The following is a 19801-nucleotide window of genomic DNA, read 5'->3' as shown; positions in this document are numbered from 1 at the left end:
GTTATTTTCAGATAAAAGCTTGTGAGCAAGCTAAAAAGTCATGTTAATTCTTTACGGGCTCATGTGGTAAATGCTGTCGCAGACATCAGTTAAGAGTTCCTCATCATGTGAAATCAGGATAACCACCTTATCTTGGGATTTTACATCTTTAAGAAGACTAGACAAGGCCTGCATTTGTCGTAAATCAAGCCCGCTGCTTGGCTCATCAAAAATCAAAATCTCTTTTCCAGATAACAGACTGGCTGCAATCATGACTCTTTGTTGTTCACCTCCTGATAAGCTGGCAGGATGCCGCTCCAAAAGGTCTGTCAAGGCTAAACGTTCTAGCACCACTGCTGTCTCTGGGTGTTGCTCATGTCCTAAATTGACTTCTTCCAAAACCGATTCCGAAAATAACTGAAGCCCGACATCTTGCAAGACAAGACTCGTCTTTGCCAGGCGCTCCTTAGCAGATAAGGTCTGCCCCTGAAAACGAATCGTAGCTTGCTTATCTTCCAAGATACCTGACAGATAAGCCACTAGTTGGGATTTCCCCAAACCATTTGGCCCTGTGATTCCGGATACCTTTCCTGCAGCAAAACTAAGCTGGTCAATTCGTCTAAGGATTTTGGAGCCAGCTCGGACAGTCAAATTGTAAATACAAAGGTCATCCTTATCACTATAATGCTGACTGCTGCTTTTTTTTGTTAGAGTAGGAATTAAATCAGATAGGTCCAAGCGGCGCAAGCCCATATCTTGACGATCTTGGTCTGGCAAAGCTAGTAAGGTCTCAGCAGTCATCACTTGAGACAAGTAGCCTTGTTGGAAATAGAAAAACGCATCAGCCAAATCGGTCAAGTAATGTAGGCGATGTTCTGCCACAATAATAGTCTTTCCTGCCGCTTTTAGCTGACACAGGTAGGTTTTGACTACCTCTATTCCTGCCTGATCTAGGTTAGCTGTTGGCTCATCAAAAACCATAATATCCGTCCCTTGCATGATTGCCGTGGCAATAGCAACCCTTTGCTTTTGCCCTCCAGATAGATGAAACATGTCTCTACCAAGCAAGTCTTGAAAGTCAAAATCCTGCGCCAAGCCGTTGAGACGTTCCATAATCAGCTCAGAAGCAAGTCCTTGGTTTTCACAGGGGAAAACCAATTCGTGTTGGACTTCGCGATAGAAAAACTGGCTGGCTGGGTTTTGAAAAACGGAGGCCACAGACCTAGAGAAACTTTCAACACTGTCTCTGCCTGCTTGACAATCAGCAACTTTTAAACTGCCCTGCAATTCTCCGGCGTAATAATCGGGAATCAGGCCATTGAGTAGTTTCAAAAACGTCGATTTCCCAGAACCTGACTGGCCACAAAGGACAATTAGTTGCCCTGCTCTAACCTGACAATCAGCCACTTGGCAGGCTGCTTTTTGACTCTGCTGATAAGTAAAGCATAGGTCCTTGGCTGAAATCACTGAAGCACCATGATGGTGATGATGATGAGAATCCACAGTTGTACCCCCCAATCTTTCCAAGTTAGGTGTGATCCAAAACATTCGCTGGTGCCTCTTTGGACGGCCAACCCTTTGGTTAAACTAGCAATGGTTAAATCTTGACTACTCCGTATCAAAGAGAAAAGCAAGGGCACCAATAAATATTCCAGATAGTGTTTGGGTTTGATTAATATAGACCACTTGTCCAAGAAAATGCCTCTAATTTTTAAGGAGCGGTGAATCACCCGACTTTCTTGCTTAATGGTTGGCAAAAAACGAAACATGACTGCAAAGGTCAATAACCAAACTTCTGGAACATGCCATTTGCGTAAACCATGAACCAATTCGTAAATGGTGGTGGTTTTAATAGCAATCAAAGCCGCCAGCAAGGAAGGGTAAATCAATTTCCCTGCAACAGGTACAAAGGTCAGCAAGCGGTAAAAATAGGTCGGCAGCACCGCTAAGGGAACAAAAGACAAACCAACAAGCCACAAGTAAATCAGAGCCAGCTTAAAGGTCAAACCTTTTTTGCCCAAGGCATATAAAAGCATTAGTAAACCAGCGACTACCAGCATTTCTAGCCAACCATCAATACGGAAAAAGAAGCAGGCGTTGGCAAGTACCAACAAGAGTAGTTTGGTGCGAACATCAAGCCTCATGATAACAATCCCGATTTGGCAAAATGTTTTCTTAGCAAGTAATGGGCAAAAGCTGACCCCAATAAGGCTCCTACAAGAACTGTCCCAACAAACCACGTCACATGACTCAGACTAAAGTCATACATGACACGGTTGACATAGGCCATGTCCTTACCACGCGCCAACAAGCTTTCCACATAAGCATCTTTCAACAACCACATCAACAGAATTGGACCACTGTTGACAAAGGCAAACACCAGATAAGACAAGTTGTTGAAAACTCGTGACTTGTATTTACCTAGAGAAGCAATGACATCTGCTAGGAAGCCAAAAACAATACTTGGAAACATAGCCGCAAAAAAATGGCCACTGAGAAAAAAGAAACCTCCCATAATCAAGCCTAACAAGGTTACTGGTCCAAATTTTTGCAGTTTAGCAATCAGAAGAAAATAAACCGTTCCCCCTAATAAGGCAGCAAAAGCTGGCGCATATAACATATTTCCCGAATGATCAAAAAAGATGCCAATCAAAGTGCCCATACCGACACAAATAAAATAGAGGGCAGCAAAGGCGCCTGTTGTCATAATATCTTTAATTCGTAACTGTTTCATATTTCCTTTACCTCTTTTAGAGAACCATTTCTGACGTAAAATAATTGGTCAGCACAAGCTAAAGTTGATGGCCTGTGCGAAATTAAAAAGACCAGCCCTTGACAATGTGTTTTTATTAAATCAATGAGTATCGCTTCGTTAAGGGAATCTAGATTGGATGTTGGTTCGTCAAAAATATAACAACTGGCATTTTTCAGCAGTGCCCGCATCAGCTCTAAACGTTGCCCCTCACCCGCTGAAAAATCAGCTGGGCTCTTAATAACTGTATCCAAACCTTGTTCACAAGCCAACAAGCGTTCTTTCATATCACAAGCCTCAGCCAAATTCCAAATGGACTCATCTGAAATATCCTGACGGCCAAAGGTCAGATTTTCACGGATAGTTTGTTGGAAAAGCTGCGCTGTTTGTGGCACATAGGCAATATTAGACTGTAAGTTGGCTGCACTAAGCAACTGACTATCCACATCATTCAAGAAGATGTCCCCAGCCTTCCAATTATACCATTTCATGATTAATTTCACCAAGGTTGACTTCCCAGAGCCTGATTCCCCTTGGATACCAATGATGCCTTGCTTTTGGAATGCCACCGATAAATGATTGAAAACCAGTTCTCGACGGTCAGGGTAGGCAAAGCTAAGATCCTTAATCACAATATCTGTCAAGTCTTCTAACTGCTCTGTTCCTTTATCTGCCACAACTGTCTTATCTAAAAGACTAAACATATTTCTAGCGGCATTCATAGCACGTTTAAATCCTAAGGGCAGACGACCTAATTCTAAAAAAGGAGCAAACGAAGCCGTAAAAGCCACAAAAGCAAGGAGTCCCTTGTCAAAGGATAAACTGCCTTGCCGAATGCTATCAAAAACAATATAAGCAAAGGCTAAGATGGTTAAACCAAGCCAGAAAAAGGTCAAAGCCATTTGTAAAAATTGTGCCTGTGCCACTTTTCGATCAAGGGCATTGACCTGCTTGCTTTTTTGACTTAAGTGGTCAAATTGTTCTTCCAAAATCTGAAATTGCAATAAATCCTTGACTGATCGTAAGCTCTCTAAGAAATATGACAGGTAAGCCTTGCGTCCCTCATTTTGGTTTTTCAGTAATAATTGCAAAATATTAGCAAAGTAAATAGGAATAAGAATGGCTAAGCAGGCATAGGTTAGTAAGGCCAAAAAGGCTAGTTTCCAGCTGCTCTGCCAAAAAAAGCCAAACATCAATCCCGCTGATAAAATGGCTGTGCAAATAGGCGCAATGGTGTGGGCAAAGAAGACTTCTAGCGCTTCAATATCCTCCCCAATCATTTTTAGCAAGTGGCCACTGTCTTGTTGGTCGAGACGAGCTGGTGAAAGAGCTCTTAATTTCTTAAAGATCATATTTCTAAAAGCAGCTAAACTGTGAAAGGCAACAAAATGACCAAAATAGTGTTCCCCATAACGAACAAGTCCTCGTAGAAAGGCCAAAGCAAGCAACAGATATAAATCAGTTATTGAAATAGCATCTTGCTTAAGAGCCAATAGCCCCAAATAAGCTAGACTAGTTGGAATGCTTACCGTGATGAGGAAGCCCATAACAGCAAAGGTCACTGCTAAGGCAATCCAAGGAAGCAATGCCTTCATCAAAGTTAATAAACGTCCAATGAGGGTTAAGGTAGATGTGTTAGATTTAGCCATAAATACTTGCCTCCAGTCTTGCCTGAGTGTCAACCAGTTGACGATAAGATGCTTGGTTTCGGTAAAGGTCTTGAGGCCTACCTAAGCAAGCAGCTTGGCCTGGACTTAAAAAGAGAATCTGATCAGCCCTTTTCAGGCGAGACATCTTGTGAGTAATGACAACGACCATAGCTGTCTTAGCTAACTGGCTCATCAAATCATAGATGATGCTCTCATTTTCAGCATCTAAACTCGAAGTGGCTTCATCAAAAATATAGAGGGAGCGTTGACTTAAGAAAGCTCTGGCACAAATGACCTGTTGCCTTTGGCCAGGTGACAAGAGATTGCCGTTTTCTCCAACCAGCGTATCAATCCCATCTGGCAGCCAATTAATGAAACTCAATAACCCATGCTGATCAATCCAATCCAAGACTTCTTTTTTAGAGAGATCTGCTGCCAGCCTTAAATTATCGTAAATGCTACGGTTCAACAAGGTAGATTGGTCCGATACATAAAGAACCTGCTGATTGATGCTTTCTTGCGATAAACTTTCGCTGTCTAAATCATCAAAGAGAATATGACCACTCGTTGCTTGCTGACGTTTCAAGAGCAGTTGAGCTAGACTTGTCTTCCCCTGTCCTGACACTCCCGCAATAGCTGTTAGTTGCCCCTTAGTCAGGGTCATCGTAATCCCATTAAGCACTGTTTTTTCCCCATAAGCCAAGGTCAGATGTTGAATGTCAACCCGGCTAAAGCTAGTTGCTAGTTTACTCTTGTCATCTTTTCTTGCTGGAACACTATCCAAGAAAGTAAAGATACGGTCAGCCATTTTGGTATTCATCATAACCAAGTGCATGCCATAGCCCTGCTCACGAATAGGGGCAAAAAATTCTGTGGCAATCAAGAGAAAGAAGAGGAAACTAAAGAACGATAACTGGCCTGTTGCCAAAGCTTGAACAGCTAAAAATCCTGACAAACCAATTCCTAGATACATGACTGCATCCATATAACCAACTGCTTGTAGTTGAAAGCCGAGCAAGGACATGGTAGCCTTGCGAAACTGCTCTGCCTTACCAGCAAATTGTTGCTCGTAACGTTCTGCTGCTTGATAAGAATACAGGGTATTAAGGCCTTTAAGATCATCCATAAATAAATTGCCAACATCCATATAAGAAGACCAATAATGATTCATGATTTGCTTAGACCGCTTTTGCATAGCCATAATAGAAATAGGAATAAGAGGCAGAGCTAATAAAAAGACTAAACCTGCCAAGGGATAACTTAAAAAAACCAAGAGCATAACCGTTGTACAATTCCATTTGGTTCGCATAGATAAGGACAAATAATAGGCATAATAGGTGTCCAAACTGTCAATCCCTTGCGAAGCCAGCGTCAAAATATCAGCATTGCTGGAATTAAGATCAAATTGCCCATCCAAGGCAACAAAAGCCTCAAAGAAAGATTCTTTGAGTGAGTCTCTAGCAAATTGTGAAGCAATCCCTTGCAATTGCTTGCCTAACATAGCAAGGGCAAAGCCTACCACATTTAAAAGCAAGAGTAAGCCTACCAAATGCCCTAGAACAACGACTTGTCCTGAGACAAAGGCCGCAAAGGTTTTAGCGATGAGGTAAAAACTGATAATCCTCATCAAAAATTGTAACCAAGATAAAAAGGCTGACATATAAAGCAAATAGTTTTTCGGTGCAATGCGCTCTCGTAATCGCTTTAGCAGCTTTTTTCTTTTTTTCCTTGATATTGTATCTCCTGTTGCCGTCATCTGTTCTTGTTCCTATCTCTCCTTTGACTTCTAGTATCATTGGTTTTGTTGACCAATGAGGTGAGGACAAACTGTTGACCATTTTTCTCAACAAAGGGCAATTCAACACCAAAGACATCTCCGATAAATTGTTGATCAAGGAGTTCTCTTGGCTGACCTTGGGCATAAAGCCGCCCATCTTTCAGTCCAATAAGATGGTCTGAAAGAGACAAGGCCTGATTGATATCATGTAATACTAAAACAATTGTTAGCCCTAGTTCTTGGTTGATTTTAGCAATCAGCTTGAGAATGTCAAGCTGGTACCTAATATCCAAATAAGTCGTTGGTTCATCTAAAAAAATAATATCTGTTTCCTGAGCAAGAGCCATGGCAATCCAAACCCTCTGCTGCTCACCACCAGAAAGGTGTTGGATGTCACGATAAACATAATCACTCAAAGCCGTTACCTCTAAGGCCCAAGCAAGACGTTCTTCATCTTCTTTGGTAGTCGTTCTAAAAAAAGAACGACGGGCAAGCCTAGCCATGGCTACCAATTCACCCACTAACAAACCTTCGGCCACTTGATGGTATTGGTGTACCACTGCCACTTTTTTCGCAAAAGCCTTAAGAGAAATAGTTGCTAATTCTTCCTGCTCAAGCCAAACCTGCCCTTGTTTTAATGGAAGATTTTTGGTTAATAATTGTAATAAGGTCGACTTGCCACTGCCATTTGCCCCCATAATAGTGGTAATTTTCCCCTTTGGAATGCTAAAGGTCAGGTTATCTAAAACAAGATTTTCCCCATAAGCAAAGGAAAGGTTTTGCACCTTAATATGACTGCTGTTCTTGCTCATATAATATCAGACCTCCTTAACAGGTAGATAAAGTAAGGCCCGCCTACAATACTCATTATAATCGCAGGGCTAATTTCCAATGGGTAAGCAAGACTTCTTCCTAAGGTATCGGCTAGCAAAAAGACAAAGGCTCCAAGCAAAGCTGAAAAAGGAATTAAGATTTGGTGCTTACTTCCAACCAGCAAGCGGCTAATATGAGGGACAATCAAGCCTAGGAAAGAAACCACTCCAACGACCGAAGTGGCTACCGAAGCCAGTAAAACAGCAACCAAGGAAATTCCCAACCGTAACACCGTAGCATCAATTCCTAGATTACGAATCACCCGGTCATCTAAGAGAAGAAGGTCACAGGTTTTTGACAATAGCAGAGCTAGCAACAAGCCAATGAATGTACAAGGGAGCAATCCCCCTACATCAGACCATGTTTTCTGACTAATATGACCTGCTAAAAGAGCATTGACCACAGGACTAGCTGAGGCAGAAAAACTGGTTAAAGCAGTTGACAACCCCATAAATAAAGCATTAATGGCAATCCCTGTTAGCATAATCCGAATAGGATGAAGCCTCTTTTTCCACGCTAGACCATAAATCAGCAGGAAAGACACCCCGCCTCCTAAAAAAGATACGATTGACCCATAAAGAAGCAATTGCGGTAAAAGTAAACTAGAGACTAAAACCATAAAACTCGCTCCACTGGAAATACCGATAATAGCAGGATCCGAAATGGGATTTTTCAAAACCGCTTGAAAAAGAACTCCCGAAACAGCTATCCCTGCTCCTGCCAATAAAGCAATGACAATTCTTGGAAAGCGTAAGTCATAAATCAAGGCCACTTGGGGGTCATAAGCCACAAACAATCCCTTGACAATCGCTCCGTAAGAAACCGCCAAACCACCAAGGGATAAGGCAATAGTCGCCAAAAACACGAGGGCGAGAATCAAAAGAATCAGATAAAGACCACTTCTGAAACGTTTTTTAGCCAGTAGAGATTGATCCCTTTGTAAATCTGATGCTGTCATGTTACTGATGACCTCCCATCTGGTCAAAAAGCTGTGCTAAGGTGTCTAAGGCTTCTGGGTAGTTAAATTTAGCACTCATTCCAAAGAGAGTATTATCCAAGTCATAGACTTTCCCTTTCTTGACTGCCGTAAAATGTTTCCAAATATCATTCTCAGTAAATTCTTTGTCAAACATCACTTTTACCTTGTCTGGAATGGCATGAGCTGTCCGTAAAATCAAATCGGGCCTCTTAGCCAGCATGTCTTCAGGGTTAGCTGATAGAAATTCCTTATCAGCTGACTGATAAACATTCTCACCACCTGCCAAGTCCAAAAGATTCCCTACATAAGACTGGTTAGTCGCCACCAAATAACTGCCTGGCAAGCCCATAAGGATAAGCACTTTAGGTTTTTTCTTCCCTTTACGTTTCGCTTGGAAAGCATGATAATCATTCTGATATTGCTGGCGCAATTCTTTTGCTTCTTGTTGACGTTGGAAAAGGTTTCCTAAATCATCAATGGACTGGTACATCCCCTCAACACTTCGTAAGTTCAAAAAACCATACTCAGTATCCAATTTTTGATACTTGGGTTCCAAGTCTTCCTGTAAAGAATTAGGGCTTAAAATCCAAGTTGGTTTCAAAGAAGCCACCAATTCCATATCAGGATTCATGGGTAAACCCACACGCTTAACAGCGTCATAGCGTTTGGGTAGGGTATATAATTGACTATCACAAACCCCAACGAGGTCAAGATTTAAACGATTACAAATATCAACCACAGCCACCGAAGTGGCTACAATTCTCTGCTCTTTAGTCTCTTTAGCAGTTTTAGGATGCTGATTCACACAAGCTACCAAAAAGAAGGTCATTAAGGCCAGACCAATTCCTTTAACTTGTTTTATCATCTTTTCTTCTCTTTCTCCAAACCCATGCTGCAGCCCCTCCTAGTATTAGGAAAAGAGTTGGAAGATAGTAAATAATCACTGGTAAGGCCTTCTTACCCTTGGACTTTTCTTCTGTTTTCTGGTCTAAAGAAGTAGTCAAGCCCAACTTAGATGACTTTTTCTGATGAAGTTTCTTAGCCGTTAACGTTGAGGAACTTGCTGATTTAGGCACTACTTGTTCCTGTGACTTCTTAGTCTCTTGGTCAAGGGATTGGGATTTATCTACCACTTTTGGTGCAACGGCTTCCTTAACCACCTTATCTTGTCTGTCTTGATACTCATCTGTTTCGGTGACCAGCTGTGCTACCATATCGCCTGAATAACCAGCTTCAAGCCCAGCAGGAGAGAGGTAAAAGACCACTTCTCGTCCCATAGGCTCCACAAACATGCTTCCTCGAATAACACTATTAATATCAGGCAAGGTTATGGCAATGTCTTTGGTTGTTCCGTTTGAATCTGTCCCTTGGTGCGTTACCCTGTAATCAACTACCTGAAAGTCACCCCGTCCTCCAGACTGCACCCAAAAATGGTAATGACCTGAAAAATCAGCCAAACTCATGCGAAAGGTTAAAACGAGCTCCCCTGACTCCGAAGCTTCCAGCAGCCCATTGTTATATACAGTGCCCTCCACCATGCCTTGACCAATATCAAAGGCATTCTCACCACCACTGTCTTCGATCACTCCAGACACAGGATGGCGGTAATCTCTCTGAATCAGACAACTGTAAAGCTGGCCCTTATCCGCATAAACAGGACCTGTCATTGCAGACAAGCCTAGCATAAATACAATTATTCCTTGCAAAATACGGTTTGTTGCTGCCTTTGTCATATCTTCCTCTTTTTCTGTCTTTTTCGTCATTAGCTCGCTTTGTTCTTAGAACAATTATCAAAGCAGTTCTTTTGCCCTGCCCCACGCTGATTCTGCCTAAACCAAATAGGATTATCAAACGCTAAAAACACACCTATTCCCCGACTGCTCTCAATCAAACTCATACAGCTTATCGGAAATAGGCATGTTTTTAGCTCTTATTAGCTAGACTGCATTATTGTTTAGCCTGCTATTGAGCTTCTTATTTGAATAATTTTTTTCGACCGAGAACTAATCCTAGAGCTGCTATCACAAAAGTGGACAGGCCAGCAATCAAATGATAGTCATTGTTACTGCCCTTGAATTTTGATAGTTGTCCTAAATGTTCTCCTTTGTCAGCTGCTTTTGATGTCAAACCTTTTGAATCCTGACTAGCTGATGATTGATGATCAGAAATCAAACGCTTTAATTTATCTATTTTACTGGAATCAGCCTTTTGAGAAGTTGTTTCTTGCTTAGCTTGAGTTGCTGGTTTCTTAGCCAATAAATCAGTTAAGTTGGCAATTCCTGAACCAGATGACGATTGCTTAGGACTTGCTCCTCCTTGCTGGGTAGCTGGTACTCCTGTCGGCTGGCTTACTGTGGTAACTCCCCCATCTCCAGTTCGAGAAAGGGGCTCATCTCCTACTTTATTCTTATCTTTGGTGAGGCTCTGCCAATCCAGACGCATAAAGACCGTTTGGAAACCTGAACCCTTTGAAATAGAGTCCATGATAGGAACAAAGACCTGTAATGGCACAAGTCCATCTTTTTTAGCTTGTTCAATCAATTTAATGCGAAGTACCTTAGGATAGTTTTTGCCATAGGTGTCTTCAAGAGATATGCCAGTAGCATCGGTAAAGTAAGAAATCACCTCTGCTTTTTCTTTTTGACCAATCGGTTTACCAGCCAAATCTCTTTGGTAACCATCCACAAAATAGCTCAATTCCCCAAGATAACCCTGCATTTTACCAACTGTCATGCCTTTAAATTCAATTTCCAAATAAGGAAGACCTTTTTCCACAATCAAGGTCACTCGGTGATTAATAGCCTTATTGGACATAGATTCTGATGCCAAGTCTGTCTTCAACATATCGGCAGTCAGGTAATAAATACCGTCTACCAGTTGATCTTTAGTCAGTCCTATTTCTTCCTTGTTAGCAGTTGCTTCTTGTTTCAGTGCTTGCTCTTTCGTCACCGTAATATCATTTGAGACAAGGTAAACATACTCGCGTCTTTTGGCAAATTCCTTGATTAGCATAGCTTTACGAATGCGGTAAGTGCCCGCACCTTTTAAATCAAAACTGCCTTCCAGTTCATCTTTTGGGTCATTGACCATTTCTTTTTTGTCAACGGTCACATATTGTCCATTGGACGTTTTCTTTTGCAACTGAATCATAATATTCCAGTCGATTTGCAGATCATTAAGTAAAGAAGTGGTATCTGAACCTTTTTCTTGTAAAAATTGTTGATAGTCATCAATAGAAACTAGTTCTCTATTGATGACAGAATTTGTCTTTTGCTCCCAATAATACAAATCTAAAAGACTGAGCGCTTGATGATACTTAATTGTTGCTCCATCTAAAGAAGCTTCAAGTTTTGCAAGATGTTTTTGTGGAGTCAGTTTATGTTGCCCAATAAGAGCTCTTACTTTTGGACTGACACTTTTTAACTGGTTGAATGTCACATCTAAATTAAGCGTTTCAATATCTGGAAATACCGATTCTTCAACTTGAGTAAGTATGTTATTAAAAAAATCAAGTTTCGTTAATTGGCTATTATGTTTAAATATCTTATCTGGAAGGCTTGAGATTTCATTTGTTGATAAATTGAGTACAGATAATTTTGGAAGATCTTTAAATGAAATATTTTCAATGCTAGTAATATGATTCCTACTTGCCACGATAGTATTTAAGTGGTGTAATTTTCCAATCGCTTTTGGCAGTAGCGATAAATGGTTTTGAGAAAAATCAATAAAGCTGAGTGATACTAGAGGCTCTAGTGCCTTTTCAGATATATCTTCAAGATTATTTTCTGCAAATCCTAATGACGTGAGATGAGACAAGCCTTCAAATAGGTCGTCGTGAAGACTTTTAATACGATTTTTTGAGAGATCAAGTTGTTCTAGGTGATTAAGTGGTTTAAATAATCCCCCTTCAAGAGTGTGAATAAAGTTACTTGATAAGTAGAGTTCTTTTAATTGAGTATTATTCTTAAATATATTTTTGTCTAGGTAGGTTAAATAATTACTTCTTAAATTAAGAAACCGAAGTTGTTTCATTTGGCTAAACATCTCTTTTGGAATTTCCGTAATTTGGTTTCCTTCTAAGTGTAATTCGGTAACCTTTTTAAGGTGTTTTAAAAGGGAAATATCTGTCAAATCGTAGTGGTCTAAGCGTAATTCCCCTTGAATTTGACCTAACTCAGCCTCTGACAGCTTGCCATCACCATCTAAATCTTTGCCAAGTTTAATCAAAACTTTTTCAAGCCGTTCCGAACCAGCTCCCTTTTCTTTGTCATCAGTTTCTGCCTGATAACCCGTCCAACCTTTACTAATAGCTGTATCAAAGGTCATATCAAGCTTGGTGTATTTGTCATAGTGGTGTAAATCACTCTCTTGCCCACCCATAGCCGACACCAATACAGCACCCTTGTGCAATGCATTCAGATCTTCGATTGGCATGGTAAATTCACTGCGAATGTAGTTGTTGTTAATGTCTCGCTTACCAACTTGAGTCCGCACAGAGGTTGGATAAGTGCCTTTGCTTTCAATGGAAAAATCAATCAAAAATGCTCCCAAGGCAGTGTTAAGCAAGGAAATTTCCATTTTCCCATCTTCCTTCACCACCAATTTAGCCTTTTTATCAAAAGCTCCTTGAAGCATAGAAGACTCTTCTGTATTTTCCTTGTTGGCTCTAAAATTTAACGTATAAGTACCGGCAGTCAGGTTATTAATAGAAATATCAGCTGATTGATAAACTTTAATGGTATCTTTTAACAGTCGATAAGTATCAGCAAGTAGCTTACTATCTTTGATTTCCTTGTAAGAATCCTTGATGACTTGAAGTTTCTCAGCCAGATCTTTAACTGCGTCTTTGTTACTTTCTTTAGCAATAATAGCATCCGCCTCTTTCATTGCTTTTTCTAAAGAGGTGACATCCAACTCTGTTGACTGACTGTCTTTGGCAGACACACTCCGCTTTTGTTTGGCAGATACAAAATGGAAATGACCATCTTTCTTGGCAACAGTAATAGTGACATCTTCAAATCCTTTGGAAGATATCACAATAGTATTTTCCCCATCTTTAAAAGCTTTTGTTCCAAGATGAAGTCCTTTCATATTGGAGACCCAACCAAGAGTATCTTTCACAGAATCAGAAATCAAATCCTTATAAAGAGAACCATTCACTTTGATGTCTGTAATTTGTTGCGTTAACGATTTGACTTGTTTGTTAGTAGAATAACGGTCAATCTCTGGGAATACAATAGCGCCATCTTCTTCGACCAGTTTTGTAATCAGCGATAATTCGTCACTAGTTGTTTCTGGCTGCTTGCTAGCTTTAGCAACTTCTTTTTCAGTAATGTCTTTATTAGAACCAGTGTATTCATCGACTTGTTCAAGGCTAGCAGTAGCATCCAAAGTTTTAGCTGTTATAAAAGTGACCTTATTGCCCTCTTTTTCAAAGGTCACAAGAATACCGCCATCCTTTTTATTGACAATAACCAAGTCATGTTTGCCATCTTTAATAAGCTTAGCGTTTATTTTAACCCCTTGGTAATTGATGTCAAAACTGCGATCACCTGCCATGCTTTTTTCATAGGTTTCCTTATCAAGGATAATCTTTTCAATGTTTTTATAATATTGTTTTCCAGCTGACTTATCAGCATAAGGGCCAATCTCTTCAAACAAGAGAATATTGTCCTGTGTTAGTTTAACCGTTGTAACCAACTGTGACTGAACCAAATAGCCTTCTGATTTGACCGTTTGCGCAGCCTGAGCCAGAACAAATGCTGACATTGCCACAAGGGCGTACTTGCTGATTTTTTTCATTTCAATCAACTTTCTAAAAATTTTTATAAAATTATTAACTTTTTTATTAACTGCCCCTAATTTATCACTTTGTGATTACTTTGTCAAGCGGATTTTAAGAGCGCTTTCTAAGGCTCTATAGGTTTTTATAGGCCATAAAAAGAACAAAAAAGACCCAACTCTCGACAAGGAGAGCTGAGTCTGGAGAAAAGTGATTAACCTTTATTTTTTCCCGATAACATAGGTTAATTGTTCTGCTTGCTGGGCAGTGAAGGTACGGTAAGATACCTTACCTAAACCAAGACAGTTAGATTCGGAAATGAGGATAGACCCATCTTTTCTGACATCTTCAACAATGGAGACATGACCATACATGCCATCGGCACCTGCTTGTCCTGGCGCAAAAGAAACGGCATAACCAACTTTTGGTGTCTTAGACAGAGCATAACCGGCTTTGTATTTCCAGTCACCACCATTTCCCATGAAAGGATCAAACTGGTAACCCAATTCTTTAGCACGGTTATACACATACCAAGTACATTGTCCCCAAGCATAGCTTGACGCTTGATAGCTCAAGACATCATAACTCTTAGAGAGCTTGTAACCTGTTGGAACGGTCGCAAAACTAGAAGAGGATTGAATCTTCAATTCTGCTGGGATAGCCGGTGTGCCACCGTGGGTGTCAATCCATTTATCCATGTCTTCCATGATTTGAGCACGGCGTTTACCACTGCCTGTGGTATCTGTAAAGTAAACCCCACCATCAGTGGCAAAATTTAATCGCCCTTTTGAAAGCTTAGCAGCTTTGGCATCCTGCAAAGCAAAATTAATATTTTTATTCTTGATGATGGTTTCTTGGGTCAGTCTAACAATAGCCACATCATCATTAAATTTACTGGCATGCGTTGGGTCCAGATCAAAAGCGGCATAGCCAAACATATTGGCACCAAGCAAGGTAGCAACGCCTTTAGTTCCCAAAGAACTTTCAGACATCGCAATGGCAACAATAGCACGGACATCTAAACCACTTTTCTTTTCCCATTGTAAGAGTTTTTCACCGTTGATACGCGTGCTATCGTAAGCAATACCTGTTGACTTCAAATAACCATCAATTTGCTCTGCCTTGATGCCATAGCGACGTGATAAAAGGTTGTGCGTGTAGGCATCCTTGCCACTCCAATGCTCTACATAAGCTGCATACGTATTGACAGATGGTACCACTGGCATGTCTACTCTTACATCTAAATCCAAAGGAGAGCCAGGAAGATGACTAGCTGGTGCTTGCGGCACTTGGGGTGCGGGGGCAACAGGTGCCGTATCTGATTTTGGTGGCTGGGGTTTTGATTGGTCAGCAGGCTGCTTCTCTGACGGCTCTTCTTTGGATTTTTCAGAAGAATCTTTAGAATCTTGGCTAGCGTCAGACTTGGTCTGCTCATCTGGCTGTTCAGGTACAACTGGACTAGCAGGGTCAGGCTTAGCAGAAGTCTCGTTTCCAGTTTGGTCTGCTTTATCTACTTGACCAGTTTCTATTTTGGTATCACTTCCTGTTTCCTCTTGAGAGGAAGAGGCATTGCTTGTGACATCAGTAGTAGTTGCTGTCAATTGATTAGCATCAAGCAAAGCATCCTGAGCCAGAACGGTCATGTTTCCAGCGGTCGGTGCTAAGAGAGCTAATAGCATGACAACCCTTAATAATTTATTTTTATTCATGAATTCATTAGTACTTCTTTCTAATATTATCCACTTCATTATAACACTAAGTAGAAATAAAATGCAATCCTTTTCTGTACTATTATTCTAATACACCCTTGGAATGCGATCACTTAGTAGGCATAAGACCTCATAATTAATAGTGTTGCGGTAGGTCGCCACATCTGTCACAGAAATGACTGCCCCTTGATTTTGACCAATTAAGGTCACTTTGGTTCCCAGAGGATAAGCTTTAGGGAGGCGTATCGTCACTTGGTCCATGGATACTCGACCAATGATGTCACAAAATTGCCCTTCAACAAGAACTGAAAATCCCTGCATCTCTCTCGTCCAGCCATCAGCATACCCAATTGGAATGGTCCCCACATATTCTGACTGTGTCGCCACATACGTCGCCCCATAGCCAACGGTATCACCAGCTGTAATTTCCTTCACATGAACCAAAACAGTTTCGAGGGACAAGGCTTCTGTAAGAGGGAATGGCAATGCTAGCTCAGTCCCGCTTGGGTTTAAGCCATAGATAACAATCCCCAAACGAACCGCATTAAAAATGGTTTCACTATGCCAGAGACTTGTCGCTGAATTGCTGGCATGCACCAAACTAGGCTTGTAAGTAAGCTGACCAAGCAAGTCTTTAAAGAAGTTTAGTTGCTGATTAAATTGACGCGTATCAGCCTCATCTGCCGTGGCAAAATGTGTGAAAACACCTTCGACATTAGCTCCCATAGCCAGCAAGCCAGCAATCAGAGCATCTGTTTCTTCGACTGAGCGAAGTCCAATACGCCCCATACCTGAGTCAATTTTGATATGAACTGTCAAACCTTGCAGGTCTTCTCTTTGTATCTTTGCAACTTCCAGCCATTCTAAGCTGGCCACCGTAACTGTAATTCGGTGAGCAATCGCCAAATCCAATTCATTGGGAACAAGCACCCCTAGGATTAAAATGTCTTTGTCAATACCAGCCTGACGCAGTTCCAAAGCTTCGTCAAGATTCGACACACAGTAGGCATCTACTTGATCTAACAGAGCCTTTGATACCTCAACAGCACCGTGACCATACGCATCAGCCTTAACCACTGCATAAGTCTTGGTTCCCACAGGAATATATTTTTTGACACTCGCGAGATTGGCCTTTATCGCTGATAAATCTATCCTAGCAATGGTTGGGCGGTGTAAACTTGAAATCATTTGCCATCCTCCAAAATAACACTGGCTTGGACGTAGTCTCCACTATGTGAAATGCTGATAAAACTCTTTCCTTCAAAAGGGGACTTGGTTAGAACAGGGCGACCTTTCGTATCATTTAATATTTCAATGTCCTGAAAAGTTAACTGGCCAATGCCTGTTCCCATAGCTTTAGCAAAGGCTTCCTTACCTGACCAGCGACCTGCCAAATAACTAATCTGACGCTTATAGGGATAAGTCTCAAAAACAGCTAATTCCTGCTTCGTCAGTACTTTCTGCGCTAAACGGGGATTCCTTTGGTAAGCTTTATCAATGGCTGAAACCTCTTGTAAATCTATTCCATGTCCAACAATCATTTTCTTTTACCAGCCCTTATCTCATTTTGAAATTAGAAAGACTTAAATAGTGAGAAGCCAAGAACAATTCCCAGCTTCTTACTTTATGTCATCATCTTATCATGATGCCTGTTGATTACCACTAGAAGGCTTGACGTCCATGACAGTTTTTGAATTTTTTCCCTGAACCACATGGGCAAACATCGTTACGGCCAACCGTTGAAAAATCAATACTACCAGTCATATCATCGTTAAATCCTTGGGATTGGATATTTTGAGGCGCAGTTGTTGTCGCATGTTGACTTGCTCGTTCACGTTCTTGCTCGTGAATTTGCGCTTTCATCATGGTACGTGTCACATCAAACTCGATAGCACCAATCATGTCTTGGAACATTTTGAAGCCTTCTGCTTGGTATTCCACCACAGGGTTATTTTGAGCATAGCCACGAAGGCCAACTGCGTTACGTAACTGATCCAAGGCATCAATGTGCTCAGTCCATTTATTGTCCACAATCATCAAAATCAATACTTTTTGGAATTCAATAATCGCTTCTTGATCACGAAGTTTGGATAACTGTTGGTCATAAATAGCCAGTGCTCTTTGATAAAGATTCTCTTTGATTTGATCCTCTTTCAAGCCACGCAATTCTTTAGCGCTGATAGATTCTTCGGGAACAAGTGATGTACGCGCAAAGGTCACGATAGCATCAACAGCATCTTTGCGATTGCTGCGTGAGTGAGCATCCACGGCACGGTCAATAGTTCGTTTCATCATGCCTTTAATTTCTGGGCCAAGATCACGATTAGCAGTAATGACATCACGACGGTTAGCATAGATAATTTCACGTTGCTCACGCATCACATCATCATACTGCAAGACTTGTTTACGGGTATCGTAGTTATTTCCTTCAACCCGTTTTTGAGCCGATTCCACTTGACGTGCCAACATGCCTGACTTAATCACAGTATCTTCTTCGTTCAATTTCATACGGTCCAAGAAAGCCTTAATCCGGTCTGAACCGAAACGTCTCATCAAATCGTCTTCCAATGATAGGTAGAATTGAGATTCACCAGGGTCTCCTTGACGTCCTGAACGACCACGAAGCTGATTATCAATACGACGGCTTTCATGACGCTCTGTACCAATGACACAGAGGCCACCAAGTTCACGAACGCCTTCACCGAGTTTAATATCAGTACCACGACCTGCCATGTTGGTCGCAATGGTAACAGCACCGCGCTGGCCGGCATTCATAATAATTTGGGCTTCTTTGAAGTGGTTCTTAGCATTTAAGACTTCATGAGGAATACCTGCTTCCACCAACTTACGAGAAATCAAATCACTGGTCTCAACAGCAACAGTACCAACAAGAATCGGTTGTCCTTTGTCGTGACGCGCTTTAACGTCTGCTACCACCGCTCTAAATTTAGAATCCAGAGTTGGGTAGAGTAGGTCTGTATGGTCAATACGGGCAATAGGACGGTTGGTTGGAATCGGAATAATACGCATGTTGTAAACTTCGCGGAATTCTTCTTCCTCAGTTTTCGCAGTACCAGTCATCCCTGCCAATTTTTTATACATACGGAACATGTTTTGGTAGGTGATTGAGGCACTGGTTTTTGATTCTTCTTGGATACGAACGCCTTCTTTGGCTTCAATAGCTTGGTGCAAACCGTCAGAAAAACGGCGACCTTCCATCGTACGACCAGTAAATTGATCGACAATCAGAATCTCACCATCTTCACTGACCACATAGTCAATATCTAATAACATGATGTAGTTAGCACGAAGAGCATTGTCAATGAAGTGGGTTAAGGCAACATTTTCAATATCGTACAGGTTAGCTAAGTTGAAATAACTTTCCGCCTTGTCAATTCCTGAATCACTCAGACCAATGGTCTTAGTTGGGACATCAATAATGTAATCAACGGAGGTCAAGGTCTTAACGAACATGTCTGCACGAATATATAATTGATTGGTTTCTGAGCTGACAGCACCTGACACAATCAGAGGGGTTCTTGCTTCATCAATCAAGACTGAGTCAACTTCGTCGACTAGGGCAAAATTGAGTGGGCGTTGAACCATGTCCTCTTGGCGGACAACCATGTTATCACGAAGGTAGTCAAAACCGACCTCAGAGTTGGTTGAATAAGTAATATCGCAATTGTAGGCTTCGCGTTTTTCAGCAGGAGATTTTGCAGCTAGGTTAATCCCAACTGAAAGTCCTAACCAGCTGTAAACCTCACCCATTTCTGTCGCATCACGTGTTGACAAGTACTCATTGACGGTGATAACGTGAACCCCTTCGCCAGCAAGGGCATTGAGGTAAACAGGCATCGTAGCTGTTAGGGTTTTCCCTTCACCGGTTCGCATTTCAGGAACATCCCCATTATGAAGGACAATTCCCCCCATGATTTGGACGCGGTAAGGATACAAACCAAGCACACGTTTTGAAGCTTCACGGACAACCGCAAAAGCCTCTGGTAATAATTGTTCAAGGGTTTCCCCTTTTTGGTATCGTTCTTTAAATTCTGGTGTTTTTGCTTGTAGCTCTCTATCTGACAAGGACGCCATGTGGTCTGCGTAGGATTCTACTTTTTTTGCAATTTTTTCTAATTTTCTTAGTTCGCCTTTGTCATTTTCGATGACTTTGCGTAGAATATTGGCCATTCTCTTTCCTTTCGATCGTCTAATCAGTTCATTCTAACATAAATAGGCAGGCAGTTCAAGAAATGATGGCAAAGATGTCGGAGAAAAAGGAAGCTACAAGTGCCTCCTTC

14 protein-coding genes are annotated in these 19801 nt (G+C 41.3%); all 14 read right to left on the bottom strand.

What is annotated here, in order from left to right:
* Positions 1–51: 51 nt before the first annotated feature.
* Entirely contained in the window at positions 52–1446 is a 1395-nt protein-coding gene (locus EL097_RS05005; RefSeq protein ID WP_003045117.1) for an ATP-binding cassette domain-containing protein, read from the bottom strand.
* Positions 1443–2123: an energy-coupling factor transporter transmembrane component T gene (locus EL097_RS05000; RefSeq protein WP_003045122.1), complete on the bottom strand. Its 681-nt coding sequence runs from the start codon at positions 2121–2123 to the stop codon at positions 1443–1445. The genes EL097_RS05005 and EL097_RS05000 overlap by 4 nt, the downstream gene beginning before the upstream one ends.
* Positions 2120–2713 carry an MptD family putative ECF transporter S component gene (locus tag EL097_RS04995; RefSeq protein WP_003045124.1) on the bottom strand — a complete coding sequence of 198 codons (594 nt, stop codon included), beginning with the start codon at positions 2711–2713 and terminating at the stop codon, positions 2120–2122. Before EL097_RS04995 ends, EL097_RS05000 begins: the two co-directional genes overlap by 4 nt.
* The gene (locus EL097_RS04990; protein ID WP_003045127.1) at positions 2710–4380 is read right to left on the bottom strand and encodes an amino acid ABC transporter ATP-binding/permease protein; all 1671 of its coding nucleotides are present in this window, start codon (positions 4378–4380) and stop codon (positions 2710–2712) included. Before EL097_RS04990 ends, EL097_RS04995 begins: the two co-directional genes overlap by 4 nt.
* Positions 4373–6136, bottom strand: a complete 1764-nt coding sequence (locus EL097_RS04985) for an ABC transporter ATP-binding protein/permease (RefSeq protein WP_003045128.1) — start codon at positions 6134–6136, stop codon at positions 4373–4375. Before EL097_RS04985 ends, EL097_RS04990 begins: the two co-directional genes overlap by 8 nt.
* Complete coding sequence (locus EL097_RS04980; protein ID WP_003045130.1) at positions 6133–6969, bottom strand: ABC transporter ATP-binding protein; 837 nt, start codon at positions 6967–6969, stop codon at positions 6133–6135. Before EL097_RS04980 ends, EL097_RS04985 begins: the two co-directional genes overlap by 4 nt.
* Positions 6966–7988: a FecCD family ABC transporter permease gene (locus EL097_RS04975; RefSeq protein WP_129544986.1), complete on the bottom strand. Its 1023-nt coding sequence runs from the start codon at positions 7986–7988 to the stop codon at positions 6966–6968. The genes EL097_RS04980 and EL097_RS04975 overlap by 4 nt, the downstream gene beginning before the upstream one ends.
* Position 7989: 1 nt before the next feature.
* Positions 7990–8874 (bottom strand): heme ABC transporter substrate-binding protein IsdE, encoded by an 885-nt coding sequence (isdE, locus tag EL097_RS04970; RefSeq protein ID WP_003045133.1) that lies wholly within the window; start codon positions 8872–8874, stop codon positions 7990–7992.
* Positions 8858–9772, bottom strand: coding sequence for a heme-binding Shp domain-containing protein (locus EL097_RS04965; protein WP_003045134.1), 915 nt, complete (start codon positions 9770–9772; stop codon positions 8858–8860). Before EL097_RS04965 ends, isdE begins: the two co-directional genes overlap by 17 nt.
* Before the next feature lie 211 nt (positions 9773–9983).
* A complete protein-coding gene (locus EL097_RS04960) occupies positions 9984–13811 on the bottom strand; it encodes an NEAT domain-containing protein (protein ID WP_099982912.1) in 3828 nt (1275 codons plus the stop codon).
* A 201-nt stretch (positions 13812–14012) separates the two neighbouring features.
* Positions 14013–15500 carry a CHAP domain-containing protein gene (locus EL097_RS04955; protein WP_003045138.1) on the bottom strand — a complete coding sequence of 496 codons (1488 nt, stop codon included), beginning with the start codon at positions 15498–15500 and terminating at the stop codon, positions 14013–14015.
* 87 nt (positions 15501–15587) lie between these two features.
* Entirely contained in the window at positions 15588–16688 is a 1101-nt protein-coding gene (gene alr, locus EL097_RS04950; RefSeq protein ID WP_003045140.1) for an alanine racemase, read from the bottom strand.
* Complete coding sequence (gene acpS, locus EL097_RS04945; RefSeq protein WP_003045142.1) at positions 16685–17041, bottom strand: holo-ACP synthase; 357 nt, start codon at positions 17039–17041, stop codon at positions 16685–16687. The genes alr and acpS overlap by 4 nt, the downstream gene beginning before the upstream one ends.
* 121 nt (positions 17042–17162) lie before the next feature.
* Positions 17163–19691 carry a preprotein translocase subunit SecA gene (gene secA / locus EL097_RS04940; protein WP_003045144.1) on the bottom strand — a complete coding sequence of 843 codons (2529 nt, stop codon included), beginning with the start codon at positions 19689–19691 and terminating at the stop codon, positions 17163–17165.
* Positions 19692–19801: the final 110 nt, after the last annotated feature.

Origin of the sequence: Streptococcus canis, from assembly GCF_900636575.1 — a bacterium.
GTDB lineage: Bacteria > Bacillota > Bacilli > Lactobacillales > Streptococcaceae > Streptococcus > Streptococcus canis.
The sequence above is the reverse complement of the archived record's forward strand: the minus strand, read 5'-3'. Positions and strand labels throughout refer to the sequence as shown.